Source organism: Aromatoleum tolulyticum (assembly GCF_900156155.1).
GTDB lineage: Bacteria > Pseudomonadota > Gammaproteobacteria > Burkholderiales > Rhodocyclaceae > Aromatoleum > Aromatoleum tolulyticum.
Map to the genome: position 1 here is coordinate 17,901 of NZ_FTMD01000012.1, position 23,024 is coordinate 40,924.

Genomic DNA, 23,024 nt, shown 5'->3' on the forward strand with positions numbered 1-23,024 from the left:
GGCCGTACCCGCGGCGCTGCGCGGGTTTGGCGTCGCCGCGTGCCGGCTGGCACAATCGGGGTTCCGCCCGAGTGCGGGGCCGGCCGATGCCGGCGACGGATCAACCTGCGAACCACGGAGGCGCCGCACGCAACGGAATGCGGCGCGCACATATGCCCGGTACCCTGATCATCATCACTGCGCCCTCCGGCGCCGGCAAGACGACTCTCGTGCGGGGGCTGCTCGAACGCGACCCGCAGATGCACCTGTCGGTGTCCTACACCACGCGCGCGCCGCGCCCCGGCGAGCAGGATGGGCGCGAATACCATTTCGTGGACGTCGAGACCTTCCGCACCCTGCGCGACCGCGGCGAGTTTCTCGAATGGGCCGAGGTGCACGGAAACTACTATGCGACTTCCAGGGTCTGGTTGAAGGAGCAGATCGCCACCGGCCGCGACATCCTGCTCGAGATCGACTGGCAGGGCGCGCAGCAGGTGCGCCGCAGCTTTTCCGACGCCGTCGGGGTGTTCGTGCTGCCGCCCTCGGTGGATGCGCTGGAGTCGCGCCTGCGCGGGCGCGGCACCGACAGCGAGGACGTGATCGCACGCCGGCTGCTGGGCGCGCGCGGCGAGATGCGGCATGTGGCGGAATTCGACTACGTTATACTGAATGACGACCTGCAAAACGCCATCGATGATCTCGTGGCGGTGGTGCGTGCGTCGCGGCTGCGCTACGGCCGGCAGCGCCTGCGGCACCAGCAGTATTTCGATTTTCTTGAACAGGACTGAAAAATGGCTCGTGTCACCATCGAGGATTGCCTCAAACGAATCCCCAACCGCTTCCAGCTGACCCTGGCCGCGACCTATCGCGCGCGCCAGATCACCATCGGTTCGACCCCGCAGGTCGAGATCGACAAGAGCGACAAGGACAAGCCGACCGTGATCGCCCTGCGCGAGATCGCCGCCGGCAAGGTCGGCCTGGAAGTCCTCAATCGCGGGCAGGCCTGATCCCCGCGCGGGGAGCCGGGAGTCGTTCCGTCATGGAAGCCGCCGCTGCGATTCCCGCCCCCGAACCTTTCCGTCCTCCCGCGTCGAGCGTGCTGTCGCTCGACTTCGCCGAGCTCAAGGCGAAGCTCGCGACCTACCTGAAGGCGGAGGACGTCGGCCGCGTCGAGGCGGCCTACCATTTTGCCGCGAGTGCCCACGAGGGGCAGTTCCGCATCAGCGGCGACCCCTACATCTCGCATCCGGTCGCGGTCGCCGACATCGTCGCCGACTGGCACCTCGACCCGCAGGCGCTGATGGCCGCGCTCCTCCATGACGTCATGGAGGACACCCACATCTCCAAGCAGGAGATCGCCGAGCGTTTCGGCAAGACCACCGCCGAGCTGGTCGATGGCCTCTCCAAGCTCGACAAGATCGAATTCCGCTCGCAGGAAGAGGCGCAGGCCGAGAACTTCCGCAAGATGCTGCTGGCGATGGCGAGCGACCTGCGCGTGATCCTGATCAAGCTCGCCGACCGCATGCACAACATGCGCACGCTGCATTGCGTGCGTCCCGCCAAGCGGCGGCGCATCGCCAGCGAGACGCTGGAGATCTACGCGCCGATCGCCAATCGCCTGGGTCTCAACAACCTCTATCGCGAACTGCAGGAACTGTCGTTCGAACACAAGTTCCCGATGCGCTACCGCGTGCTGTCGCGCGCGATCAAGGCGGCGCGCGGCAACCGGCGCGAGGTCGTCGGCAAGGTGCTGCAGTCGATCGAGGAACGCCTGCCGCAGTGGAACATCGCCGCCGAGGTGCGCGGTCGCGAGAAGCATCTCTTCTCGATCTATCGCAAGATGGCCGAGAAGCACCTGTCCTTCTCGCAGGTGCTGGATATCTACGGCTTCCGCGTCATCGTGCGCGACGTGCCGAGCTGCTACCTCGCGATCGGCGCGCTGCATTCGATGTTCAAGCCGGTGCCGGGTAAGTTCAAGGACTACATCGCGATTCCCAAGGCGAACGGCTACCAGTCGCTGCACACGACGCTGATCGGCCCCTTCGGCACGCCGGTCGAGGTGCAGATCCGCACCGCCGAGATGCACCACATCGCCGAGAGCGGCGTCGCCTCGCACTGGTTGTACAAGGAAGACGAGAAGACGCTCACCGAGCTGCAGCAGAAGACCCACTCGTGGCTGCAGTCGCTGCTGGAGCTGCAATCGACCTCGGGCGAGGCGACCGAATTCCTCGAGCATGTGAAGATCGACCTGTTCCCGGGCGAGGTGTACGTGTTCACGCCCAAGGGCCGCATCCTGTCGCTGCTCAAGGGCTCCACGCCGGTCGACTTCGCGTACGCCGTGCATACCGACATCGGCAACCGCTGCGTCGCCTGCCGCATCAACGGCGACCTGATGCCGCTGCGCACCGAGCTCAGGAACGGCGACCAGATCGAGATCATCACCGCCGCGCACGCCAACCCCAACCCGGCGTGGCTCGCGTACGTGCGCACCGGCAAGGCGCGCGCGCAGATCCGGCATTTCCTCAAGGGCGCGCAGCAGGAGGAATCCGTGACGCTGGGCGAGCGCCTGCTCAACCAGGCCCTGCGTCCCCACGGCCTCACGCTGGGCCAGATCAGCACCTTCGCGTGGGAGCGCTTCCTGCGCGACCGCAGCATGCGCTCGAAGAAGGAAGTCTTCGCCGACATCGGGCTGGGCCGGCGCCTGCCGGTCATCGTCGCGCGCCGCCTCGCGCAGGCGCAGGACCTCGAATCCGGCCGTCCGGACGTCATCAAGCCCAAGCCCGCCGGCGCGATCCTGATCCGCGGCAGCGAGGGCATCGCGGTGCAGCTCGCGCGCTGCTGCCAGCCGATCCCGGGCGACCCGATCATCGGCGTGATCCGCAAGGGCCAAGGGCTGGAAGTGCACCTGCACGACTGTCAGGTCGTCTCGAAGGTGCGCGGCGACCGCGGACGCTGGGTGGATGTCGAATGGGAGGCCGGCGAGGACCGCCTGTTCGACGTCACCATCCGCGTCCTGACCAAGAACGTGCGCGGGGTGCTCGCGCGCGTCGCCAGCGCGATCGCCGACGCCGATTGCAACATCCAGAACGTGTCGATGGACAACGAGCAGGGCGGCCTGTACACGGCGATGAACCTGACCGTGCAGGTGCGCGACCGCATGCATCTCGCGCACGTGATGCGCGGCGTGCGGCGCGTGCCGGAAGTCGTGCGCATCGCGCGCATGAAGAGCGACGTGCGCGTCTGAGACCGGTATGTCCGAGCCGCACTCCGGCGCCGGCGGCGACCGCCGCATCCCCGTCACGCTGCTGACCGGCTTTCTCGGCGCCGGCAAGACGACGCTGCTCAACCATCTGCTGCGCGAGCCCGCGATGGCGCGCGCCGCGGTGCTGATCAACGAGTTCGGCGAGGTCGCGGTCGATCACCACCTCGTCGACAAGGTCGACGAGACGCTCGTCGTGCTCGACTCCGGCTGCGTGTGCTGCAGCGTGCAGGGCGACCTCGTGAAGGCGCTGAAGAACCTCTTCATGCGCGCGCTGCGGCGCGAGATTCCCGGCCTCGAGCGCGTGCTGGTCGAGACGACCGGACTGGCCGACCCGGCGCCGGTCATCTACACCCTGATGCAGGAGCCCTTCATCGCCGAGCGCTACCGCTGCGACGGCGTGATCACCGCGGTGGACGCGACGCACGGGCAGGGTCAGCTCGACCATCACCGCGAGGCCGTGCGCCAGGCGGCGATGGCCGACCGCCTGCTGCTGACCAAATGCGACCTCGCCAGCGCGGACCAGCGCGCGGCGCTCGCGGCGCGGCTCGCGACGCTGAACCCGGGCGCGCAGCAGATCGAGGTGTTCCGCGGCGAGGTGCCGGTGTCGGCGGTGTCGGGCTGCGGCCTGTACGACCCGGCGGGCAAGATCCCCGACGTCGCGCGCTGGCTCGGCGACGAGCGCGTGCGCGCGCAGGCGGCCGCGGCGCCGGCATGGCGCAGGCCGGGGGCGAAGTCCGCCGCCGTGCCGGGTCACGAGGCGCGTCATGACGACCATGTCACGAGCTACGTGCTGCGCTTCGACGAGCCGCTCGACTGGCTGGGCTTCTCCGATGGCCTCGGCCTGATCCTGCAGGTGTATGGCGCGCGCATCCTGCGCATCAAGGGCCTGCTCAACGTCGCCGGCGATCCGCTGCCGCGCGTCGTGCAGTGCGTGCAGCACGTCGCCTATCCGACCAGCAGCCTGCCCGCGTGGCCCGAAGGCCCGCCCTACGACGACCGCCGGAGCCGCCTCGTGTTCATCGTGCGCGACCTGCCGCGCGACGAGGTCGTGAACATCCTGTCGAGTTTCTGCGGCCAGATGCCGGCGTAGTGCGCTCCCGCAAGCGCCACCTGCGCTCGGAGGGCGCTCACCGCTGCTGCGTCGCAAGCTCCCCGAGCGTCATCAGCGCGTGCACGTGGCGGTCCGAGAACGGATAGCAGCCCGACAGCCGCAGGTGCCGCGTGTAGCGCCCGCCGGGCGAGAACAGCTGCCCAGGCGTGATGCTGATGCCGCGCGCGAGCGCGGTGTCGAACAGGCGGTTCGAGTCGCAGCCCGCGGGCAACTGCACCCACAGCAGGAAGCCGCCGGTCGGCCGCGTGGCCTGCGTGCCGGCGGGGAAGGCGCTGTCGATCAGTCCGCGCAGGCGTTCGACCTGCCCGGCGTAGGTGCGCCGCAGGCGGCGCAGGTGCTGCGCGTAGCCGCCGTTTTCGAGGAATACGCCGAGCGCCTCGCACAGCAGCGCGGGCTGCGACACCGACGAACAGAACTTGAGGTCGTTGAGTTCGCGCCGGAAGCGTCCGCCTTCCATCCAGCCGACGCGGAAGCCCGGCGCCAGCGTTTTCGTGTAGGACGCGCACACGATCACCCAGCCGTCGCGGTCGAAGGCCTTCGCGGCCGGCTGCAGCGGCGTCGCGTACTGCAGCTCGGCGTACAGCGCGTCCTCGATCACCGGCACGCGGTACTCGTTCGCGAGTTCGGCCAGCCGCCGCTTGCCTTCGACCGGCATGCTGGTGCCGAGCGGATTGTGCACGTTGGGCATGGCCACGACCGCCTGCACGCGCTTCTCCGACAGCAGCAGCTCCAGCGCATCGAGCGACATGCCGGTCTCGGGGTGCGTCGGCACCTCGATGGTCTTCAGCCCCAGGCGCTCGGCGAGCGGGATCAGGTTGAAGTAGGTCGGCGACTCCAGCGCGATCGTGTCGCCGGGGCGCGTCACCGTGCGCAAGGCGAACTGCAGCGCCTCCATGCAGCCGTTGGTGAGGATGATGTCCTCGGGTGCCAGCGTCATCGCCAGGTCCTGCGCATGGCGGCAGATCTCGCGCCGCAGCAGCAGCGATCCGGGCGGCAGGCTGTAGTCGGACAGCAGCTCCGGCCGCCGCCGTGCGAGATCCGAGACGAGCCGCCCGAGGCGCTCGCCGGGATAGAAGGTGCTGCCCTTGGGGCAGGCGAGCGAGAGGTCGATGGTGTCGGGATTCGCCTGCGCGGCGACGACGCGGCTGATCTGGTCGAGGACTTCGGCCTGCGCGGATTTCGCCTGCGTGCTGGCGGGCGCGAAGCGCGGGGCCGCGGGCGTCGGCAGGCGCGAGCGCACGAAATAGCCCGACTGCGGCCGCGCCTCGATCAGGCCGTGCGCCTCGAGCTGGCGGTAGGCCGCGAGCACGGTGTTGATGCTCAGTCCGCGGCTCTTCGCCGCCTCGCGCACCGAGGGCAGGCGTTCGCCGCTGGCGAGGCGCCCGTCCGTCATCGCGTGACGCAGCTCCAGTGCGAGGGACTGATAGAGCGGCTGGCTGTCGTCGAGCATGTCGGGCCTCCGGGGGCGATGGGTGCAGTCTGTGCCGTGAATGACGGGTACAGTCGTGCTTGCGGGCAACTGTATCCAGTATATGCGACGTTCTCTGGAGCTGTAACCGTCGAGCGTGAATCCCTATCCTTGATGGCGTGAAACTCAGCCCGGAGGAGGCGCCATGTTCGATCTGCCCCTGATGACCTACGTGGTCACGATGTCCGTCACGCCCGGACCGAACAACCTCATGCTCGCCGCGAGCGGCGTCAATTTCGGCTTCCGCCGGACCCTGCCGCACATGCTGGGCGTGAGCATCGGCCACGGCGTGCAGGTGGTGCTCGTCGCGAGCCTGCTGGCGTGGATCATGGTGTGGCTCGAGGCGCTGCGGGTGCCGCTCGTGATCGCCGGCTGTGCCTACCTGCTGTGGCTCGCGTGGCGCCAGGCGCGCGCCGGCGAGCCGGCATCGCGCGGCCAGGCGCGTCCGCTGGGTTTCTTCGGCGCCGCGCTGTTCCAGTGGGTCAATCCCAAGGCGTGGATGATGGTGCTCAACGTGGCGATCCTGTTCCTGCCACGTGGCAGCGGCTGGCAGGCGGCGGCGGAACTCGCGTGGTGGTGCGCCGTCGTCAACCTGCCGTGCATCGCGCTGTGGGCGCTCGCGGGCGACCGCATGGGCGTGTTCCTGAAGAGCGCCGTCGCGCTGCGCGCCTTCAACTGGACGATGGCCGCCTTGCTCGGGGCGACCGCGGCGTGGATCCTGATCGACGAACTGGTGTCGAAGTAAAGCGAAGGAATCCCGTTTTGCGCGCGCGCATTGGCGGTCGCCGTCCGGGGCGTCTACAATGCGTCGCCTTGTACCGGGAGAGAATAGATGGCGATGTACGAATCGGAGCACACCAAGTTCATGCGCGAGTGGCTGGAAAAGCACCCGAAGGAACTCGACGAGCAGAAGAAGGGCCGTGCCCTGTGGTGGGACAAGCCGCAGGATGTGGCGACCCAGGCGCGCTACGACGAGTCGAGCGTGCCGGTGAAGGGCTACTACTACGACACTAACCACTGATTCGTCCGCCGCGCACGCGTCCGTCCGCGCCGCGTGCGTCCCGTCCTGCGGGAATCCGCCCTGTCCCTCGCCTGCGTGTCGCTGCCTGACTCACTGGTCCTGATCGACGTCGAAACCACCGGCGCGAATCCGTTGCGCGACCGCGTCACGGAGATCGCCGTGCTGCGCATCGAGCGCGGCGAGCTGGTCGAGCGCTGGGAGACCCTGGTCAATCCCGAATGCCCGATTCCGCCGCTGATCCAGCGGCTGGTCGGCATCACCGACGCGATGGTGGCCGATGCGCCGACCTTCGCGGCGGTCGCCGACGAGGTGCGCGCCCGTCTCGGCGGCGCCGTGTTCGTCGCGCACAACGCGCGCTTCGACTACGGCTTCATCCGCAGCGAATTCGCGCGCATCGAGCAGACCTTCGATGCGCCGGTGCTATGCACCGTGAAGCTGTCGCGCGCGCTGTACCCCGAGCATCACCGCCACGGCCTCGACGCGCTGATCGAGCGCCACGGCTTCACCTGCGGCGCGCGCCACCGCGCGATGGGCGACACCGAGGTGCTGTGGCAGTTCGCCCGCCTCGTCACCGATTCCTTCGCGCCCGACGTGCTCGCGCGCGCCGTCGAGCGCGCGATGAAGCGCCCCGCGCGCGCGGCCGAGCTGCCCGAGGGCGTGCTCGAGGGGCTGCCCGAGTCGCCGGGCCTGTATTACCTCTACGGCGACAACGACCAGTTGCTCTACCTCGGCCGCAGCGCCTGCCTGCGCGCGCGCGTCATGGAACACTTCGCGCCCGGCGTGAAGGGCAAGGACGCGGAGCTCGCGCAGCGCGTGCGCCGCGTCGACTGGGAGGAGTGCGCCGGCGAGCTGACCGCGACGCTGCGCGAGACGGAGTTCCTGCGCCGCCGCTGCCCGCAGTACAACCGCGCCGCGGGCGGCCCGGACGTCTTCGGCCTGCAGTATGTGCCGGGCCGCAAGCGTCCCCCCATCCTCGAACGCGTGCCGCTTGCCGGGAGCGACCCGGCGGCATGGGGCGACGTGCATGGTACCTTCCGCACGAAGAAGGAAGCCGACAACCTGCTGCGCGAACTCGCGCAGGCCTACCAGCTGTGTCTCAGGCGTCTGGGGCTGGAAGCGGGCAAGGACGGACCCTGTTCGGCCCATGCTGCGAAACGCTGCGCGGGGGTGTGCGCCGGCAAGGAGAGCATCGCGGCGCACGACGAGCGCCTGCTCGGCGCGCTCGGGGCGGTGAAGCTGCGCCCATGGCCGTGGGCGGGCGCGGTGATCATCGCGGAGCGCTGCCCGCACAGCGGCAGCGAGGCCTGGCACGTGTTCGACCGCTGGTGCCTGCTGGGCTCCGCCGACAGCGCGCAGGCGCTCGAAGCCTTGCGCGCGGAACAGCCGCCGCGCCGCTTCGACATGGACATCTACCGCATTCTGGTGCGCTGGCTTGCCGCGGACGGCAACCGCGACCGCGTGACGCCGCTCGCCGCCTGAAGCGGCCCACCCGCGGTCAGGCGGCGATGCGCTCGAGCTGCAGGCGGTTCGTGAGGGTGATCGCGCGGCGTCCGCGCGGTACGATGAAGCCGTCGCGCCGCAGCCGGTTCAGCACCCGCGAGAAGGTTTCGGGCGTCAGGTTGAGTTGCGACGCGATCGTCTGTTTGTCGCATGGAAGATGCACCTCGCCGTCCTCGCTGCCGGCATGCTGCACGAGGTAGTGCGCGACGCGCTGCGTGCTGCTGCGCTGCGTGCATTGCTCCATCCCGTCGACCAGTTCGCGCATGCGCTCGGAAAGCCGCGCCATCAAAGCCATCGCGAAGGCCGGCTGCGCCGCCATTGCCGCCTGCAGCGCGCTGCGCTGGACGTGCAGCACGATACTGTTGCGCGTGGCCTGTGCCGCGAGGCTCTGACAGCTGTCGCTGAAGATGTTCTCTTCGCAGAAGGTGTCGACCGGACCGGCGAGCCGCACGACCTTTTCCGCGCCCGCGCTGGAGATCAGGAATAATTTGATTTCGCCTTCGAGCACGAGGTACATGCCGCCGGGCTCCGCTCCGCGATGCATGAGCATCTCGCCGCGTGATACGCGCTGCGAGCGCACGCCGTGGGCGAGTCGCCCCAGCGCGGCCGTATCGAGTCGATCGAAGGGCTCGATGCGGGCGAGGATCTGAACGGTCTGGACCTGGATCGTGTTCATGGCAGGAAGCTCCCTGGGCGTCATGATGCGGGGTCGGGCCGACATTCTTCCGCAAGTGTAGATGCAGAAAACCTGATGATCCTAGTGGCATATGCCTCACTCTGCCGTCGACTACCACTTCAGAGGTATTGGTGGTAAGAGGAAAGTGTCGGATTTTCATGGAGTTTTTTCGACCGGGTAATATCCGGTTACGGATCGGGGTATATGGAGGTATCTCCCATGAATCCAGCGGCCGCTCCGCAGGAGCGCGGATTGCGCGGACTGGCGCTGCGCATCTGGCGCATGATCGTCGGTCGCGCCGTGCTGCTGTTGCTGCTGCTGGCGTTCTTCGCGGTCGCATTGATCGGGGTCGCCGGCATCGGTGTGTCGGTGGTCATCGTCGAATCGGTGCAGGGCAGCGCCAGCGCGGTCAACGTCGCGGGAAGCCTGCGCCGGCTCGCCCATCGGGCCGGCGGCCTCGCGGTCGCGCGTGGCACCGGGGCGGCGGATGAGGACGCGGTCCGCAACGCGGTCGCCCAGTTCGAGGCGGCACTGGACAGTCCTGTCATCGCCAGCGTGCTGGAGCGCCAGCCGAGCAGTGTCTTCGCATCGATCTTTCGTGGCGTCGAGGCCGGCTGGACGACGCGCATCCGGCCCCTCGTGTTGCAGCTTCCCGCCGCATCGGCGGAGGATCCGCGCGCGACGGCGCACTACCGCGCGTTGCTGGCGGATGTCGATGCGTTCGCCGAGGAGATCAACACCCTGGTCGCGGTGCTGGAGCACGAGGCCGAGTCGCGCATCGGGCAACTCCGCACGATGCTGGGCGCAGCGCTGGCGCTGCTCGTGTCCGTCATCGCAGCGGCGCTGTTCGTGCTGCGCCGGCGCGTGCTCGCGCCGCTGACGGACCTGCGCAGCTGTGCGGCACGCATCGCCCACGGCGACTTCGCCGCGCGCAGCCGCCACACCGGGCGCGACGAACTGGGGCGGGTCGGCGACGCCTTCAATGCGATGGCCGACGAGCTGTCGGTGGCCTACCGCGACCTCGAGGCGCGCGTCGAGAGGAAGACGGCGGCCCTCACGCGCAGCAACCGCGCGCTCGAACTCCTGTACTACGTCATCGCGCGCCTCTATCACGCGCCCGCCAGCAGCGAGTCCTATTCCGAAACCTTGCAGGACCTCGAGGAGACTCTCGGCCTCACGGGGAGTTTCATCTGCATCGAGCCCAAACACGGCGGGCCGGCCGCGGCGATCGCGTCGACCATGGGCGAGTGCGCGGAACGCCCCACGGGCGGAGGGGATTGCGCCCGCTGTTCCGGTCGCGCCGCGCCGTGGAGCTATCACCGCGAGGGCGACGTCGACGTGCTGACGGTGCCGCTGCGCGATGCCGAGCGCCATTACGGGATGCTGCGCCTCGCGCTGCCGCCGGGCCAGCGCCTGGAGGAGTGGGAGCGCGACCTGCTCGAGGCGGTGTCGCGTCACATGGGCATCGCGCTCGGCATCTCGCGCCAGAGCGAACGCGACCGCCTCCTCGCGCTGCAGGAAGAGCGCTCCATCATCGCCCGCGAGCTGCACGATTCGCTCGCGCAGTCGCTCTCCTTCATGAAGATCCAGGTGAGCCTGCTGTCCTCGGCGCTGGCGGGGCCGCAGGCACGCGACGATGCCCGCACCATGCTCGCCGATCTGCGCGAAGGCATCAACGTGGCCTACCGCCAGTTGCGCGAACTGCTGGCCACCTTCCGCCTGCGCATCGAGGGCGACTTCGCGCGCCTGCTCGGCAATACCGTGACCGAGTTCGCCTTGCGCAGCGGGTTGCCGATCGGACTCGATCTCGAGCTGGCAGGGCGACACCTCAACCCGAACCAGGAAATCCACGTCCTGCACATCGTCCGCGAGGCGCTGTCCAATGCGGTGCGCCATGCGCAGGCGACCACCATCCGCGTCGCGCTCACGTCCGCGCCGGACGGCGAGATCGCCGTCGTCATCGAGGACGACGGTTGCGGCGTGGAGGCCGACACGCAGGTCGCGGCACAGCATTTCGGCCTTACGATCATGGCCGAGCGGGCGCGCGGTCTTGGCGGCTCGTTCGAGGTGCAGGACCGTCCGGGCGGCGGCACGCGCATCGTCGTGCACTTCAAGCCCGAACCGCCACAGATCGGCGCCCCGATACCCATCGCCCAGGAAGGCCAATGAGCGACACCCCGCAACGCATCATCATCGTCGACGACCACCCGCTGTTTCGCAAGGGACTGATCCAGCTGCTGCGCACTGTCCCCGGTTTCGAGCTCGTGGCCGAAGCCGCGGACGGCAAGGAGGGCATCCGCCAGATCCTGCACCTGCGCCCCGACCTGCTGCTGCTCGACCTCAACATGAAGGAAATGTCGGGAATCGAAGTGCTGCGCTTCGTGAAGCAGGCCGATCTCGATACCCGCGTCGTGATGGTCACCGTCTCGGACGCCGCCGACGACCTCGTCGCGGCACTGCGTGCCGGAGCGGACGGTTACCTCCTGAAGGACATGGAGCCCGAGGAGATGGTGGAGGCCCTGCGCGCGGCCGCCGCCGGGCGCATCGTCGTCTCCGAGGCACTCACGCACCTGCTGGCCGCCGCCCTGCGCAACGACAAGCGCCCCGAGAGCGCGTCGGCGGCCGGACTCACCGAGCGCGAGCAGGGCATCCTCGAGTGCATCGCGGGCGGTCTGTCGAACAAGCAGATCGCCCGCGAACTCGACATCGCCGAGGGCACCGTGAAGGTGCACGTCAAGCACTTGCTGCGCAAGCTCAATTTCCGTTCGCGCGTCGAGGCGGCCGTGTGGGCCGTCGAACACATGCGCAGCGAACGCTGATCCGGTCGCCTGGAAGGCTCCGATAGGAGCCATTCTCATCTTGACTGCAGTCAAGGTTCGGCCACGCGGCCGCGTGTCCAATGAAAACCATGGATGTTTCAGGGTATTGCGCTCACGTCATGTCGACTTCACGCCGCGGTTTTCTCAGAGGTCGCTTCCGGTTCGATCCCGACGTGCAGCGCCCGCCCTGGGCGATTCCCGAAGGCGCGTTCGAGGATCAGTGCACGCGCTGCGGCGACTGCCTGAAGGCATGTCCGCCCGCGATTCTGGTCGCTGCCCCCGGCGGCTATCCGGTTGTCGATTTCAGCCGCGGCGAATGCAGCTTCTGCGGTGACTGCGTCGCGGCCTGCAAGGCGCAAGCCCTGCGGCGGGCCGATGACGCGGCAGCGCCGTGGCAGCTCAAGGCGGCGATCGGCGACACCTGCCTCGCGCACCGCGGCGTCGAATGCCGCGTGTGCGGCGAAGTGTGCGGCGAAGCGGCGATCCGCTTCCGTCCCAGCCGCGGCGGTGTCGCGCAGCCCCTGTTCGATGCTGCACGCTGCACCGGCTGCGGCGGCTGCCAGGCACCCTGTCCGACCGGCGCCATCGCAATGAAGAATGAAGTGGAGATGTCTGTATGAAGATCGCAAGTCTCGTCGTGCGGGTCAGCCCGGAGCACATCGACGCCCTGAAGGACGTGCTGCTGAAGATTCCGGGCGTCGAGCTGCACGGCGCCAGTGCCGAACTCGGGCGCGTGATCGTCACCGTCGAGGACGGCGAGGGCTACGCAATGACCGACTCCCTGCTGGCCGTGAACCTCGCCCCGCACGTACTCGGCGTGACGCTGGCCTACGAATACACGGATGAAGGTTTGGAACACGAATTGGAACACCCGGAACCGATCCCGGGCCTGCCGCTCGCGGCGGACCGAATCGGCAGCGCTCAGGACAAGGAGGCTTGAAATGACCATGGATAGACGCGAATTCATCAAGACCAATGCCATCGCGGCCGCCGCGGCGACCGCCGGCATCGGCATCCCGGTGGTGGCCGAGGCGCAGGCCCAGCCCGCCGGCACCGCCTCCACGAAGGTGCGCTGGGACAAGGCCGCCTGCCGCTTCTGCGGCACCGGCTGCTCGGTGCTGGTCGGCGTGCAGAACGGTCGCGTCGTCGCCACCCAGGGCGACCCCGACTCGCCCGTGAACCGCGGCCTCAACTGCATCAAGGGCTACTTCCTGTCGAAGATCATGTACGGCAACGACCGGCTCACGAAGCCCCTGCTGCGCATGAAGAACGGCAAGTACGACAAGAACGGCGAGTTCGCCCCGGTCAGCTGGGACCAGGCCTTCGACATCATGGCCGAGAAATGGAAGGCCGCGATCAAGCAGCACGGCGCCGACTCCGTCGGCATGTTCGGCTCCGGCCAATGGACCATCTGGGAAGGTTACGCCGCGTCCAAGCTGCACAAGGCCGGCTTCCGCAGCAACAACCTCGATCCCAACGCCCGCCACTGCATGGCCTCCGCGGTCGCGGGCTTCATGCGCACCTTCGGCATCGACGAGCCGATGGGCTGCTACGACGACATCGAGAACGCCGACGGCTTCGTGCTGTGGGGCTCGAACATGGCCGAAATGCACCCCATCCTGTGGTCGCGCATCACCGACCGCCGCCTGTCCAAGGAAGGCAGCGAGGTGCACGTGCTGTCGACCTTCGAGCACCGTTCCTTCGAGCTCGCCGACAACGGCATGATCTTCGTGCCGAACACCGATCTGGCGATCCTGAACTACATCTGCAACTACATCATCCAGAACAAGAAAGTTAACACCGAGTTCGTCAAGACGCGGGTCAACTTCAAGAAGGGCGAAACCGACATCGGCTTCGGCCTGCGCCCCAACCACGCCCTCGAAGCCAACGCCACCAACAACGGCTACCCCGGCGCCGACGGCAAGCCCAAGGGCAACACCGGCGCGGCGGCCGACATCACTTTCGAGGAATTCGCCAAGTTCGTGTCCGAATACACGGCGGAGAAAGTGTCGAAGCTCTCCGGCGTCCCTGTCGATCGCCTCGAGCGCATGGCCAAGCTCTACGCGGACCCGAACAAGAAGGTCGTGTCGTTCTGGACCATGGGCTTCAACCAGCACACCCGCGGCACGTGGGTGAACAACATGATCTACAACGTGCACCTGCTGACGGGCAAGATCTCCGAGCCCGGCAACAGCCCGTTCTCGCTCACCGGCCAGCCCTCCGCCTGCGGCACCGCGCGCGAGGTCGGCACCTTCTCGCATCGCCTGCCGGCCGACATGGTCGTCACCAACCCGATGCACCGTGCGATCACCGAGAAGATCTGGCAGCTGCCCGAGGGCACCATTCCCGAGAAGATCGGCTACCACGCCGTCGCCCAGAGCCGCGCGCTCAAGGACGGCAAGCTCAAGTGCTACTGGACCAGCACCACCAACAACATGCAGGCCGGCCCGAACATCAACGGCGAGATCTACCCCGGCTGGCGCAACCCCGAGGCCTTCATCGTCGTGTCGGACTGCTATCCGACCGTGTCCGCGCTGTCGGCCGACCTGATCCTGCCCGCGGCGATGTGGGCGGAGAAGGAAGGCGCTTTCGGCAACGCCGAACGCCGCACCCAGTTCTGGCGCCAGCAGGTGGCGGCGCCGGGGCAGGCCAAGTCCGACCTGTGGCAGCTGCTCGAATTCTCGAAGCGCTTCAAGGTCGAGGACGTGTGGCCCGCCGAGCTCATCGCCAAGAAACCCGAGTACAAGGGCAAGACCCTGTTCGACATCCTGTACAAGAACGGCACGGTCAACAAGTTCCCGCTCGCCGACGTCGAGAAGACGAACGCGCACGCGATCCCCGGCTACATGAACGACGAGTCCAAGGAACTCGGCTTCTACCTGCAAAAGGGCCTGTTCGAGGAATACGCCCAGTTCGGCCGCGGCCACGGCCACGACCTCGCCGACTTCGCGATGTACCACAAGGCGCGTGGCCTGCGCTGGCCGGTCGTCGAAGGCAAGGAAACCCTGTGGCGCTTCCGCGAAGGCTACGACCCCTACGTCAAGACCGGCGAGGGCGTGAAGTTCTACGGCCACAAGGACGGCAAGGCGGTGATCTTCGCACTGCCCTACCAGGATCCGCCGGAGATGCCGGACAAGGATTACGACATGTGGCTGTGCACGGGCCGCGTGCTCGAGCACTGGCACACCGGCACGATGACGCGCCGCGTCCCCGAGCTGCACCGCTCGGTACCCGAGGCGCAGATCTTCATGCACCCGGACGATGCCACCAAGCGCGGCCTGCAGCGCGGCATGATGGTCAAAGTCGTTTCGCGTCGCGGCGAGATCACTGCACGCCTGGAAACCCGCGGCCGCAACAAGCCGCCCGTCGGCCTCATCTTCATCCCGTTCTTCGACGAAGGGCGCCTGGTGAACAAGCTCACGCTCGACGCCACCTGCCCGATCTCGAAGGAAACGGACTTCAAGAAGTGCGCCGTCAAGGTGCTCAAGGTCTGAGCGCGGACCAGGGCCCGGAGTCGCGATCATGGGTGACATGCAGGACAAGCCGGTCGGCCAGGGAGGCCCCTCGCCCCGCCGCCGCTTCCTCCGGGAAGCGGCGGGGGTCGCGGGCGGCGCCTGCCTGCTGTCGCTCGGCGTCGGCCTGTACGCGAAGCAGGCCAGCGCTCTGCCCGCGACGGCACTGCGCCCGCCCGGCGCGCTCGCGGAAAGCGATTTCCTCGCCGCCTGCGTGCGCTGCGGTCTGTGCGTGCGCGACTGTCCCTACGACACGCTCAAGCTCGCAGAGCTCGGTGACGGCGTCGCGACCGGCACCCCGTACTTCAACGCACGCCAGATTCCGTGCGAGATGTGCGAGGACATCCCGTGCGTCGCGGCGTGCCCGACCGGTGCGCTCGACCGCGGCCTCGCCGACATCGGCAAGGCCCGCATGGGCCTCGCGGTGCTGATCGATCACGAAACCTGCCTCAACTTCCTCGGCCTGCGCTGCGACGTCTGCTATCGCGTGTGCCCGGTCATCGACAAGGCGATCACGCTGGAGCGTCAGCACAATCCCCGCTCCGACCGCCACGCGATGCTGCTGCCCACCGTGCATTCGGACTACTGCACCGGCTGCGGCAAGTGCGAGAAATCCTGCGTGCTGCCGGGCGAAGCCGCGATCAAGGTGTTGCCGGTCAAGCTCGCGCAGGGCTCGAAGGCCGAGCACTACCGCAAGGGCTGGGAAGAGAAGGAAGCCGCCGGCCAGTCGCTGATCGGCGAGCAGATCGAACTGCCGGTGCGCGGCCTCGAAGGCAAGTCCTACGGCGACACGCGCGTATTGCCCGGGCCCGCCACGCCGGCCCGGCCGGGCAGCGGCCTCGACTCGGGGTGGAAGCCATGAGCGCCGTCGCCGCCACGTCGAAAGCCGTGCGCCCGCGCGTCGGCGCCGACGCGATCGCCAGCAAGGGCTGGCTGGGTGCGCACAAGTGGCTCGTCCTGCGCCGCCTGTCGCAGCTCGGCCTCCTCGCGCTGTTCCTCGCCGGCCCGTGGTTCGGGCTGTGGATCGTCAAGGGCAACCTCTCGTCCAGCCTCACGCTCGACATGCTGCCGCTCACCGATCCCTTCCTGCTCGCCCAGTCGCTCGCGGCCGGAACGCTCCCGTACAAGGAGGCCCTGATCGGCGCCGCCATCGTCGTCGCCTTCTACCTCATCGTCGGCGGGCGCGTGTTCTGCTCGTGGGTGTGCCCGATGAACCTCGTCACCGACGCCGCCGCATGGCTGCGCCGGCGCCTCGGTCTCAAGGGCGGCAAGATCCCCTCGGGCGACACGCGCTACTGGCTGCTCGGCTTCATGCTGCTCGCCGCCTTCGCGACCGGCAGTCTCGCGTGGGAATGGGTCAATCCGGTGTCGATGCTGCACCGCGGCCTCATCTTCGGCTTCGGTCTCGCGTGGGGCATCGTCGGCGGCGTCTTCGTCTACGACCTGCTCATCGCCACGCGCGGCTGGTGCGGCCACATCTGCCCGATGGGCGCGTTCTACAGCCTGCTCGGCGGCACCGCGCTCATGCGCGTCAGCGCCGCGCACCGCAGCGCCTGCGACGACTGCATGGACTGCTTTGCCGTATGTCCCGAACCCCAGGTCATCCGTCCCGCCCTCAAGGCGGCCGGCCAGGACCATCCCGTCATCCTCGACCGCAACTGCACCAACTGTGGCCGCTGCGTCGATGTATGCGGCAGGAACGTTTTTCGAATCACGACCCGATTTGATAGGAGCGAGTCATGAAAAAACAGACCCGTAACCTGACGCTGGCGCTCGTTGCCGCCGTGAGTTTCGGTACCTTCGGCGGACAGGCCGCCTTCGCCCAGCAGGTGCAGAGTCTGCGCGGCGCACCGGTCGATGCGGCCGAGCCGGCCACGCCGGCGGCGCACATCCGGCCCGACGGGCCGGCCATCGCGCGCGACTACGTGCAGCAGCCGCCTCTGATCCCGCACAAGGTCGAAGGCTACGAAGTCACGAAGAACTTCAACAAGTGCATGGACTGCCACGCGTGGAGCCGCTACCAGGAGTTCAACGCGACCAAGGTCAGCCTCACCCACTTCAAGGACCGCGACGGCGGCGAGCTCTCGAACATCTCCCCGCGCCGCTACTTCTGCCTGCAGTGCCACATCCCCCAGACCGACGCCAAGCCGCTGGTCGACAATAACTTCAAACGCGCCGAGGGCCTGCGCTGATCCTCGACGCCTAATGGACAGGGAACCAACATGACCCAGGACAACAACAACGCGAAGGGCAGCCTGTGGCAGCGCCTGCGTCGCCTCGCCTTTGGCGTCGTCGGCATTGCCTTCGTCGCCGGCATCATCTTCTGGGGCGGCTTCAACACGGTGCTGGAACTCACCAACCGCGAAGCTTTCTGCATCGGCTGCCACGAGATGAAGGAAAACGTCTTCAAGGAGTACCGCAACACCATCCACTACCAGAACCGCACCGGCGTGCGCGCCACCTGCCCGGACTGCCACGTGCCCAAGGAGTGGATCCCCAAGATCATCCGCAAAATCCAGGCATCCAACGAAGTCTTCCATCACCTGCTCGGCTCGATCGACACGCCCGAGAAGTTCAACGCCAAGCGCGTCCAGCTCGCCCAGAACGAATGGCGCCGCATGAAGAAGAACAACTCGCAGGAGTGCCGCAACTGCCACAACTACGAGTACTTCGACTACTCCGTGCAGGGCCGACGCTCCAACAAGGCGCACCAGAGCGGGCTCGCCGAGGGCAAGACCTGCATCGATTGCCACAAGGGCATCGCGCACTCCCTGCCGCCGATCGAGCAGGATATCGGCGCCACGCGCGAAAGCGTCGCGCCCGAGGTGTTCCACCCGCCGGTTCCGCCCAAGCAGGACTGAAATTCCCGCTCCTCGCCGGTCCCGCCGCGATTTCACCTATCCACTGGTGAAATCGCGGTTTTTCCCTTTTCCGGGGCTCCCGCATCGGTCGCGTCTGTGGTTAAATCCACGCCCATGCTTTATGCTAATGATCTCGCCTGTGTGAAGGGTGACCGCCCGCTGTTCCGTGGCCTTTCCCTGCGGGTCGCTCCGGGGGACCTGCTGCGCGTCGCCGGCCCGAACGGATACGGCAAGACCAGCCTGCTGCGCATCCTGTGCGGCCTCGCGATGCCCGAGAGCGGCGAAATCCGCTGGAACGACGTCCCGATCAACCGTGACCGCGAAAGCTTCCATCGTTCCCTGCTGTACCTCGGACATGCGCCGGCGCTCAACGACCTCCTCTCGCCGCTCGAAAACCTGCGCTTCGCCTGCTCCTCGGGGGGCGACAAGGTCGACGAGGATGCGTGCATCGACGCCCTCGTGCGCATCGGCCTCGCCCAGCAGCTCGACCTGCCTGCCCGCGTCCTGTCGCAGGGCCAGCGCCGGCGCGTCGGGCTGGCCCGCCTGTTCCTCGAGGCCGACCGCAAGCTGTGGATCCTGGATGAGCCTTTCACTGCGCTCGACGTCGCTGCCGTGGCCGACCTGACGGCCACCCTTTCCGAACATTGCGCCGCCGGCGGCATGGTGGTGCTCACCACTCACCAGGATGCACCCTTCGCCAAGGCCCCGACGGTGCTCGATCTTGCCGAGGTAGCCTGTTGAGCCGCGCCCTGGGTCCCTTCGCCGCGGTCCTCGGCCGCGATCTTCTGCTTGCATGGCGCGGTCGCGCCGACGTCCTCGTCACGCTGGCGTTCTTCGTCGTCGTCGTGTGCCTGTTCCCCTTCGGGGTCGGCGCCGAGCCCAACCAGCTGCGCGCCATCGCGCCGGGCGTGCTGTGGGTGGCCGCGCTGCTGTCCACGCTGCTGTCGCTGCATCGCCTGTTCGCCCAGGACCACGCCGACGGCACGCTCGAACAGCTCCTGCTCACGCCCGAGCCTACCGTCCTGTGGGTCGTCGCCAAGATCTGCGCTCACTGGATCGCCACCGGCCTGCCGCTCGTGATCGTCGCGCCGGGCCTGGCCCTGCTGTTTGACGTGGAGCAAGGTGCGCTGGGGGTGCTGGTCCTATCGTTGGCGCTCGGGACCCCGATCCTCGCGCTGCTGGGCGCGGTCGGTGCCGCGCTGACGCTGGGCCTGCGCGGCGGCGGCATGTTGCTCGCGCTGCTGGTGCTGCCCCTGTTCGTGCCGGTGCTGATCTTCGGTGCCGGCGCAGTCGACGCTTACCTGTCCGGCTCCGGCGCCCAGGCACATCTTTTGCTATTAGGTGGCGGTCTGTTGGGTTCCCTGGCGCTGGCGCCGCTGGCCTGTGCCGCGGCCCTCCGAATTGCGGTTGAGTGATGAAAGACATGCAAAAACCCGAACGCAGCAAGAGCCTTTTCCGCTTCGCTGCTCCCCAGATGTTCTACCCGCTGGCCGGCAGGATCGCCCCATGGTTCGCCGGCATCGCTGCGATCCTCGCGGCGGTCGGCCTATGGCTGGGTTTCTTCGTCGCGCCGACCGACGCCATCCAGGGCGACGTCTATCGCGTCATCTACATCCACGTCGCTGCAGCCTGGATGTCGATGTTCGTCTATATGATCATGGCCTTCTGGTCCTTCGTCGGCCTGGTCATGAACACCCGCTTGTCCTTCATCATGTCGCAGGCGCTCGCGCCCACCGGCGCCATGTTCTGCTTTGTCGCGCTGTGGACCGGCGCACTGTGGGGCAAGCCGACCTGGGGGGCCTACTGGGTATGGGACGCGCGCCTGACTTCCCAGTTGCTGCTCCTTTTCCTGTATCTGGGATTCATGGCGCTCACCCGTGCGATCGAAGACCCGCGCCGCGCAGACAAGGCCGGGGCGATCATCGCGCTCGTCGGCGCGGTCAACGTCCCGATCATCTATTTCTCGGTGAAGTGGTGGAACACCCTGCACCAGGGGGCTTCCGTCAGTCTCGACAAGGCGCCCTCGATGGCGACGACCATGCTCACCGGGATGCTGGTCATGGCGCTCGCCGCGTGGGCCTACACCATCGCGGTCGCGCTGTGGCGCGTGCGTTCGCTGATCCTCGAACGCGAGCGTCATACCGAGTGGGTCGCGGCCGAACTGAACGCGCTGGAGGGCAAGATCTGATGCAGTGGGAATCCTGGAGTGCCTTCTGGGACATGGGTGGCTTCGCCGCCTTCGTGTGGGGCAGTTACGGCGTGACGCTGTTGCTCGTGGTCGGGGAACTGATCCTTGTCGTGCGTCGTCGTAGGGATACCGTACGGCGCCTGTTGCGCCTGCGCCGGGCCAATGCGGCCGGCGCGGGCGGGCGCCGTGCTTTTGAGGAGATCGTTGAATGAAACCCCGTAGCAAACGGCTGATGCTGCTCGGCGGCGCCGTCGCACTGCTGATCGGGGCGGTGGCCCTCGTGCTCACCGCCTTCCAGGAGAACCTCGTGTTCTTCCATACCCCCACCGAAGTCGCCGAAGGCAAGGCGCCGAGCGGTCGCACCTTCCGCATCGGCGGTCTGGTCGAGCCCGGCTCGATCAAGCGCGCGGCCGACGGCCTGACCGTGCAGTTCGCGATCACCGACACCGCGAAGGTCATTCCCGTGACCTACAAGGGCTCGCTGCCTGATCTCTTCAGCGAGGGCAAGGGCGCGGTCGTGCAGGGCAAGATGGGTCCGGACGGCCAGTTCACCGCCTCCGAAGTGCTCGCCAAGCACGACGAAAACTACATGCCGCCCGAAGCGCAGCACGCGGTCGACCAGGCGCAGAAGACCGCCAAGACGGTGAAACAATGATTCCCGAACTCGGTCATTTCTCCCTGATCCTCGCGCTGATCCTCGCTCTCGTGCAGGGCGTGGTGCCGCTCATCGGCGCGAGCCGCAACCGACTCGCACTGATGACCGTCGGTCGCGCCGCCGCACAGGGTCAGTTCCTGTTCATCGTGTTTTCGTTCGGCTGTCTCACCTGGTCCTTCATCAACAGCGATTTCACCCTGCAGCTTGCCGCCAGCAACTCGCACTCGGCGACGCCGCTGATCTACAAGATCACCGGCGTGTGGGGCAACCACGAGGGCTCGCTGCTGCTGTGGGCGATGTCGCTCGCGCTGTGGACCGTCGCCGTGACGGTGTTCAGCCGCAACCTGCCCGAAATCTTCATGGCGCGCGTGCTTGGCGTGCTCGGCCTGGTGAGCACCGGCTTCCTGCTGTTCCTGCTGGTCACGTCCAACCCGTTCGACCGCATCCTGCCCGGCGCGCCCGACGGTCGCGACCTCAATCCGCTGCTGCAGGATCCGGGCATGATCATCCACCCGCCGCTGCTCTACATGGGCTACGTCGGCTTCTCGGTCGCCTTTGCCTTCGCGATCGCCGCGCTGCTGTCCGGCCGCATGGATGCCGCCTGGGCGCGCTGGTCGCGGCCGTGGACGACCGTCGCGTGGGTTTTCCTCACCGCCGGCATCGCCATCGGCTCGGGCTGGGCCTACTACGAACTGGGCTGGGGCGGATGGTGGTTCTGGGACCCGGTCGAGAACGCCTCCTTCATGCCGTGGCTGCTGGGCACCGCACTGATGCACTCGCTGGCGGTAACCGAGAAGCGTGGCGCCTTCCGCAGCTGGACCGTGCTCCTCGCCATCGGCGCGTTCTCGCTGTCGCTGATGGGCACCTTCCTCGTCCGCTCGGGCGTGCTGACCTCGGTGCACGCGTTCGCCACCGATCCCGCTCGCGGTCTCTTCGTGCTGGCGCTGCTGGTCCTCGTGATCGGCGTTTCGCTGACGTTGTTCGCCTGGCGCGCGCCCACCCTGGCCGGGGGCGGCAGCTTCGGCCTCGTGTCGCGCGAGGCCTCGCTGCTCGGCAACAATGTGCTGTTGTCCGTCGCCAGCGGCTCGGTGCTGCTCGGTACGCTCTACCCCCTGTTCATCGATGCGCTGAACCTCGGCAAGATCTCGGTCGGACCTCCGTACTTCGAAACCGTGTTCGTGCCGCTGATGACCCCGGTGATCGTGCTGATGATGATCGGCCCCTTCGTCCGCTGGAAGGGTGACGACGGCAACCGTGTCCTGCGCAAGGTCGCACCGGGCCTGATTGCGAGCGTCGTCCTCGGCATCGGGGCCGCTTTTGCCATCGGTCACGTCACATGGCGCACCGCCCTGGGCCTGTCGCTTGCGGCGTGGGTCCTGATCGGCAGCGTGCAGATCCTGTGGCAGCGCCTCACCGACCGTCAGGGTGCCGGAACGGGCGCCCGCCTGCGCGGCATTCCCTCCGCGTGGTGGGGTATGTGGTTCGCGCACCTGGGGATCGGCGTGTTCATCATCGGCGTCACGCTGGTCGGCAGCCTCAACAGCCAGATCCAGGTAAAGATGCTGTCCGGCGACACCGCACAGCTTGCCGGCTACACCTTCACCTTCCGTGGCGTCGCGGACGCTCCCGGACCGAACTACGCTGCGGCGCGAGCCACGCTCGACGTCAGTCGCGGGGGCGTCACGTTTGCGACGCTGACGCCGGAGAAGCGCTTCTACGAAGCCCAGGGCATGCCGATGACCGAGGCGTCGATCGACATCGGACCGCTCCGCGACGTGTACGTGAACCTCGGCGACCAGCTCGAGGACGGTGCCTGGGTCGTGGGCCTGTTCTACCGTCCGTTCATCAGCTGGATCTGGTTCGGCTGCTCGTTGATGGCGCTGGGCGGCATCTTCGCTGCTTCCGACCGCCGTTACCGCCGTCTTGCCGAGCGCGAAGCCCCTGCGGGGGCGGCGCGCCAGGCTGCCTGAGA

Annotated in this window: 24 protein-coding genes; 22 read left to right on the forward strand and 2 right to left on the reverse strand. The window is 67.7% G+C overall.

What is annotated here, in order from left to right:
* The first annotated feature begins 152 nt into the window (after window positions 1-152).
* The 4 genes from gmk to BW991_RS17040 are packed head-to-tail and all read left to right on the forward strand — an operon-like array spanning window position 153 to window position 4,331.
* On the forward strand, window positions 153-767 hold the full coding sequence (gene gmk, locus BW991_RS17025; RefSeq protein ID WP_076603315.1) for a guanylate kinase: 615 nt from the start codon (window positions 153-155) through the stop codon (window positions 765-767).
* A 3-nt stretch (window positions 768-770) separates the two neighbouring features.
* The gene (gene rpoZ, locus BW991_RS17030; RefSeq protein ID WP_018989425.1) at window positions 771-986 is read left to right on the forward strand and encodes a DNA-directed RNA polymerase subunit omega; all 216 of its coding nucleotides are present in this window, start codon (window positions 771-773) and stop codon (window positions 984-986) included.
* A 32-nt stretch (window positions 987-1,018) separates the two neighbouring features.
* Window positions 1,019-3,223 carry a RelA/SpoT family protein gene (locus tag BW991_RS17035; RefSeq protein ID WP_076603316.1) on the forward strand — a complete coding sequence of 735 codons (2,205 nt, stop codon included), beginning with the start codon at window positions 1,019-1,021 and terminating at the stop codon, window positions 3,221-3,223.
* Between the two features lie 7 nt (window positions 3,224-3,230).
* A complete protein-coding gene (locus BW991_RS17040; protein WP_076603317.1) occupies window positions 3,231-4,331 on the forward strand; it encodes a CobW family GTP-binding protein in 1,101 nt (366 codons plus the stop codon).
* Between the two features lie 37 nt (window positions 4,332-4,368).
* Here the strand turns inward: BW991_RS17040 and BW991_RS17045 are convergent, their stop codons facing one another.
* Window positions 4,369-5,802, reverse strand: a complete 1,434-nt coding sequence (locus tag BW991_RS17045; RefSeq protein ID WP_076603318.1) for an aminotransferase-like domain-containing protein — start codon at window positions 5,800-5,802, stop codon at window positions 4,369-4,371.
* 163 nt (window positions 5,803-5,965) lie between these two features.
* Between BW991_RS17045 and BW991_RS17050 the strand changes: the two genes are divergently transcribed.
* From BW991_RS17050 to BW991_RS17060, 3 genes are all read left to right on the forward strand, one after another.
* Window positions 5,966-6,565 carry a LysE family translocator gene (locus tag BW991_RS17050; RefSeq protein WP_076603319.1) on the forward strand — a complete coding sequence of 200 codons (600 nt, stop codon included), beginning with the start codon at window positions 5,966-5,968 and terminating at the stop codon, window positions 6,563-6,565.
* 87 nt (window positions 6,566-6,652) lie between these two features.
* The gene (locus BW991_RS17055; RefSeq protein ID WP_076603320.1) at window positions 6,653-6,841 is read left to right on the forward strand and encodes a DUF3460 family protein; all 189 of its coding nucleotides are present in this window, start codon (window positions 6,653-6,655) and stop codon (window positions 6,839-6,841) included.
* A gap of 75 nt (window positions 6,842-6,916) precedes the next feature.
* A complete protein-coding gene (locus BW991_RS17060; RefSeq protein ID WP_076603424.1) occupies window positions 6,917-8,320 on the forward strand; it encodes an exonuclease domain-containing protein in 1,404 nt (467 codons plus the stop codon).
* A 16-nt stretch (window positions 8,321-8,336) separates the two neighbouring features.
* Here BW991_RS17060 and BW991_RS17065 read toward each other — a convergent pair whose 3' ends face one another.
* A complete protein-coding gene (locus BW991_RS17065) occupies window positions 8,337-9,017 on the reverse strand; it encodes a Crp/Fnr family transcriptional regulator (protein ID WP_076603321.1) in 681 nt (226 codons plus the stop codon).
* Between the two features lie 219 nt (window positions 9,018-9,236).
* Here BW991_RS17065 and BW991_RS17070 point away from each other — a divergent pair, with 219 nt between their 5' ends.
* The 15 genes from BW991_RS17070 (at window position 9,237) to BW991_RS17140 (ending at window position 23,022) form a co-directional block, all read left to right on the forward strand.
* The gene (locus BW991_RS17070; RefSeq protein WP_076603322.1) at window positions 9,237-11,186 is read left to right on the forward strand and encodes an ATP-binding protein; all 1,950 of its coding nucleotides are present in this window, start codon (window positions 9,237-9,239) and stop codon (window positions 11,184-11,186) included.
* Window positions 11,183-11,836 (forward strand): two-component system response regulator NarL, encoded by a 654-nt coding sequence (gene narL / locus BW991_RS17075; protein WP_076603323.1) that lies wholly within the window; start codon window positions 11,183-11,185, stop codon window positions 11,834-11,836. Before BW991_RS17070 ends, narL begins: the two co-directional genes overlap by 4 nt.
* A 119-nt stretch (window positions 11,837-11,955) precedes the next feature.
* The gene (napF, locus tag BW991_RS17080) at window positions 11,956-12,456 is read left to right on the forward strand and encodes a ferredoxin-type protein NapF (RefSeq protein ID WP_076603324.1); all 501 of its coding nucleotides are present in this window, start codon (window positions 11,956-11,958) and stop codon (window positions 12,454-12,456) included.
* Window positions 12,453-12,776 carry a chaperone NapD gene (locus tag BW991_RS17085; protein WP_076603325.1) on the forward strand — a complete coding sequence of 108 codons (324 nt, stop codon included), beginning with the start codon at window positions 12,453-12,455 and terminating at the stop codon, window positions 12,774-12,776. Before napF ends, BW991_RS17085 begins: the two co-directional genes overlap by 4 nt.
* Window position 12,777: 1 nt before the next feature.
* Entirely contained in the window at window positions 12,778-15,330 is a 2,553-nt protein-coding gene (napA, locus tag BW991_RS17090) for a nitrate reductase catalytic subunit NapA (protein WP_076603326.1), read from the forward strand.
* Between the two features lie 28 nt (window positions 15,331-15,358).
* Window positions 15,359-16,210, forward strand: a complete 852-nt coding sequence (gene napG, locus BW991_RS17095; protein WP_088179631.1) for a ferredoxin-type protein NapG — start codon at window positions 15,359-15,361, stop codon at window positions 16,208-16,210.
* Entirely contained in the window at window positions 16,207-17,091 is an 885-nt protein-coding gene (gene napH / locus BW991_RS17100) for a quinol dehydrogenase ferredoxin subunit NapH (protein WP_076603327.1), read from the forward strand. The genes napG and napH overlap by 4 nt, the downstream gene beginning before the upstream one ends.
* Window positions 17,088-17,540 (forward strand): nitrate reductase cytochrome c-type subunit, encoded by a 453-nt coding sequence (locus BW991_RS17105; protein ID WP_076603328.1) that lies wholly within the window; start codon window positions 17,088-17,090, stop codon window positions 17,538-17,540. The genes napH and BW991_RS17105 overlap by 4 nt, the downstream gene beginning before the upstream one ends.
* A gap of 30 nt (window positions 17,541-17,570) precedes the next feature.
* Entirely contained in the window at window positions 17,571-18,209 is a 639-nt protein-coding gene (locus BW991_RS17110) for a NapC/NirT family cytochrome c (protein WP_076603329.1), read from the forward strand.
* Between the two features lie 114 nt (window positions 18,210-18,323).
* Complete coding sequence (ccmA, locus tag BW991_RS17115; RefSeq protein WP_076603330.1) at window positions 18,324-18,950, forward strand: cytochrome c biogenesis heme-transporting ATPase CcmA; 627 nt, start codon at window positions 18,324-18,326, stop codon at window positions 18,948-18,950.
* Window positions 18,947-19,624 carry a heme exporter protein CcmB gene (ccmB, locus tag BW991_RS17120; protein ID WP_076603331.1) on the forward strand — a complete coding sequence of 226 codons (678 nt, stop codon included), beginning with the start codon at window positions 18,947-18,949 and terminating at the stop codon, window positions 19,622-19,624. Before ccmA ends, ccmB begins: the two co-directional genes overlap by 4 nt.
* 8 nt (window positions 19,625-19,632) lie before the next feature.
* Window positions 19,633-20,397, forward strand: a complete 765-nt coding sequence (gene ccmC / locus BW991_RS17125; RefSeq protein WP_076603426.1) for a heme ABC transporter permease CcmC — start codon at window positions 19,633-19,635, stop codon at window positions 20,395-20,397.
* A complete protein-coding gene (gene ccmD / locus BW991_RS17130; protein ID WP_076603332.1) occupies window positions 20,397-20,609 on the forward strand; it encodes a heme exporter protein CcmD in 213 nt (70 codons plus the stop codon). The genes ccmC and ccmD overlap by 1 nt, the downstream gene beginning before the upstream one ends.
* Window positions 20,606-21,052 carry a cytochrome c maturation protein CcmE gene (gene ccmE, locus BW991_RS17135; protein WP_050414213.1) on the forward strand — a complete coding sequence of 149 codons (447 nt, stop codon included), beginning with the start codon at window positions 20,606-20,608 and terminating at the stop codon, window positions 21,050-21,052. The genes ccmD and ccmE overlap by 4 nt, the downstream gene beginning before the upstream one ends.
* Entirely contained in the window at window positions 21,049-23,022 is a 1,974-nt protein-coding gene (locus BW991_RS17140; protein ID WP_076603333.1) for a heme lyase CcmF/NrfE family subunit, read from the forward strand. Before ccmE ends, BW991_RS17140 begins: the two co-directional genes overlap by 4 nt.
* Window positions 23,023-23,024 lie beyond the last annotated feature (2 nt).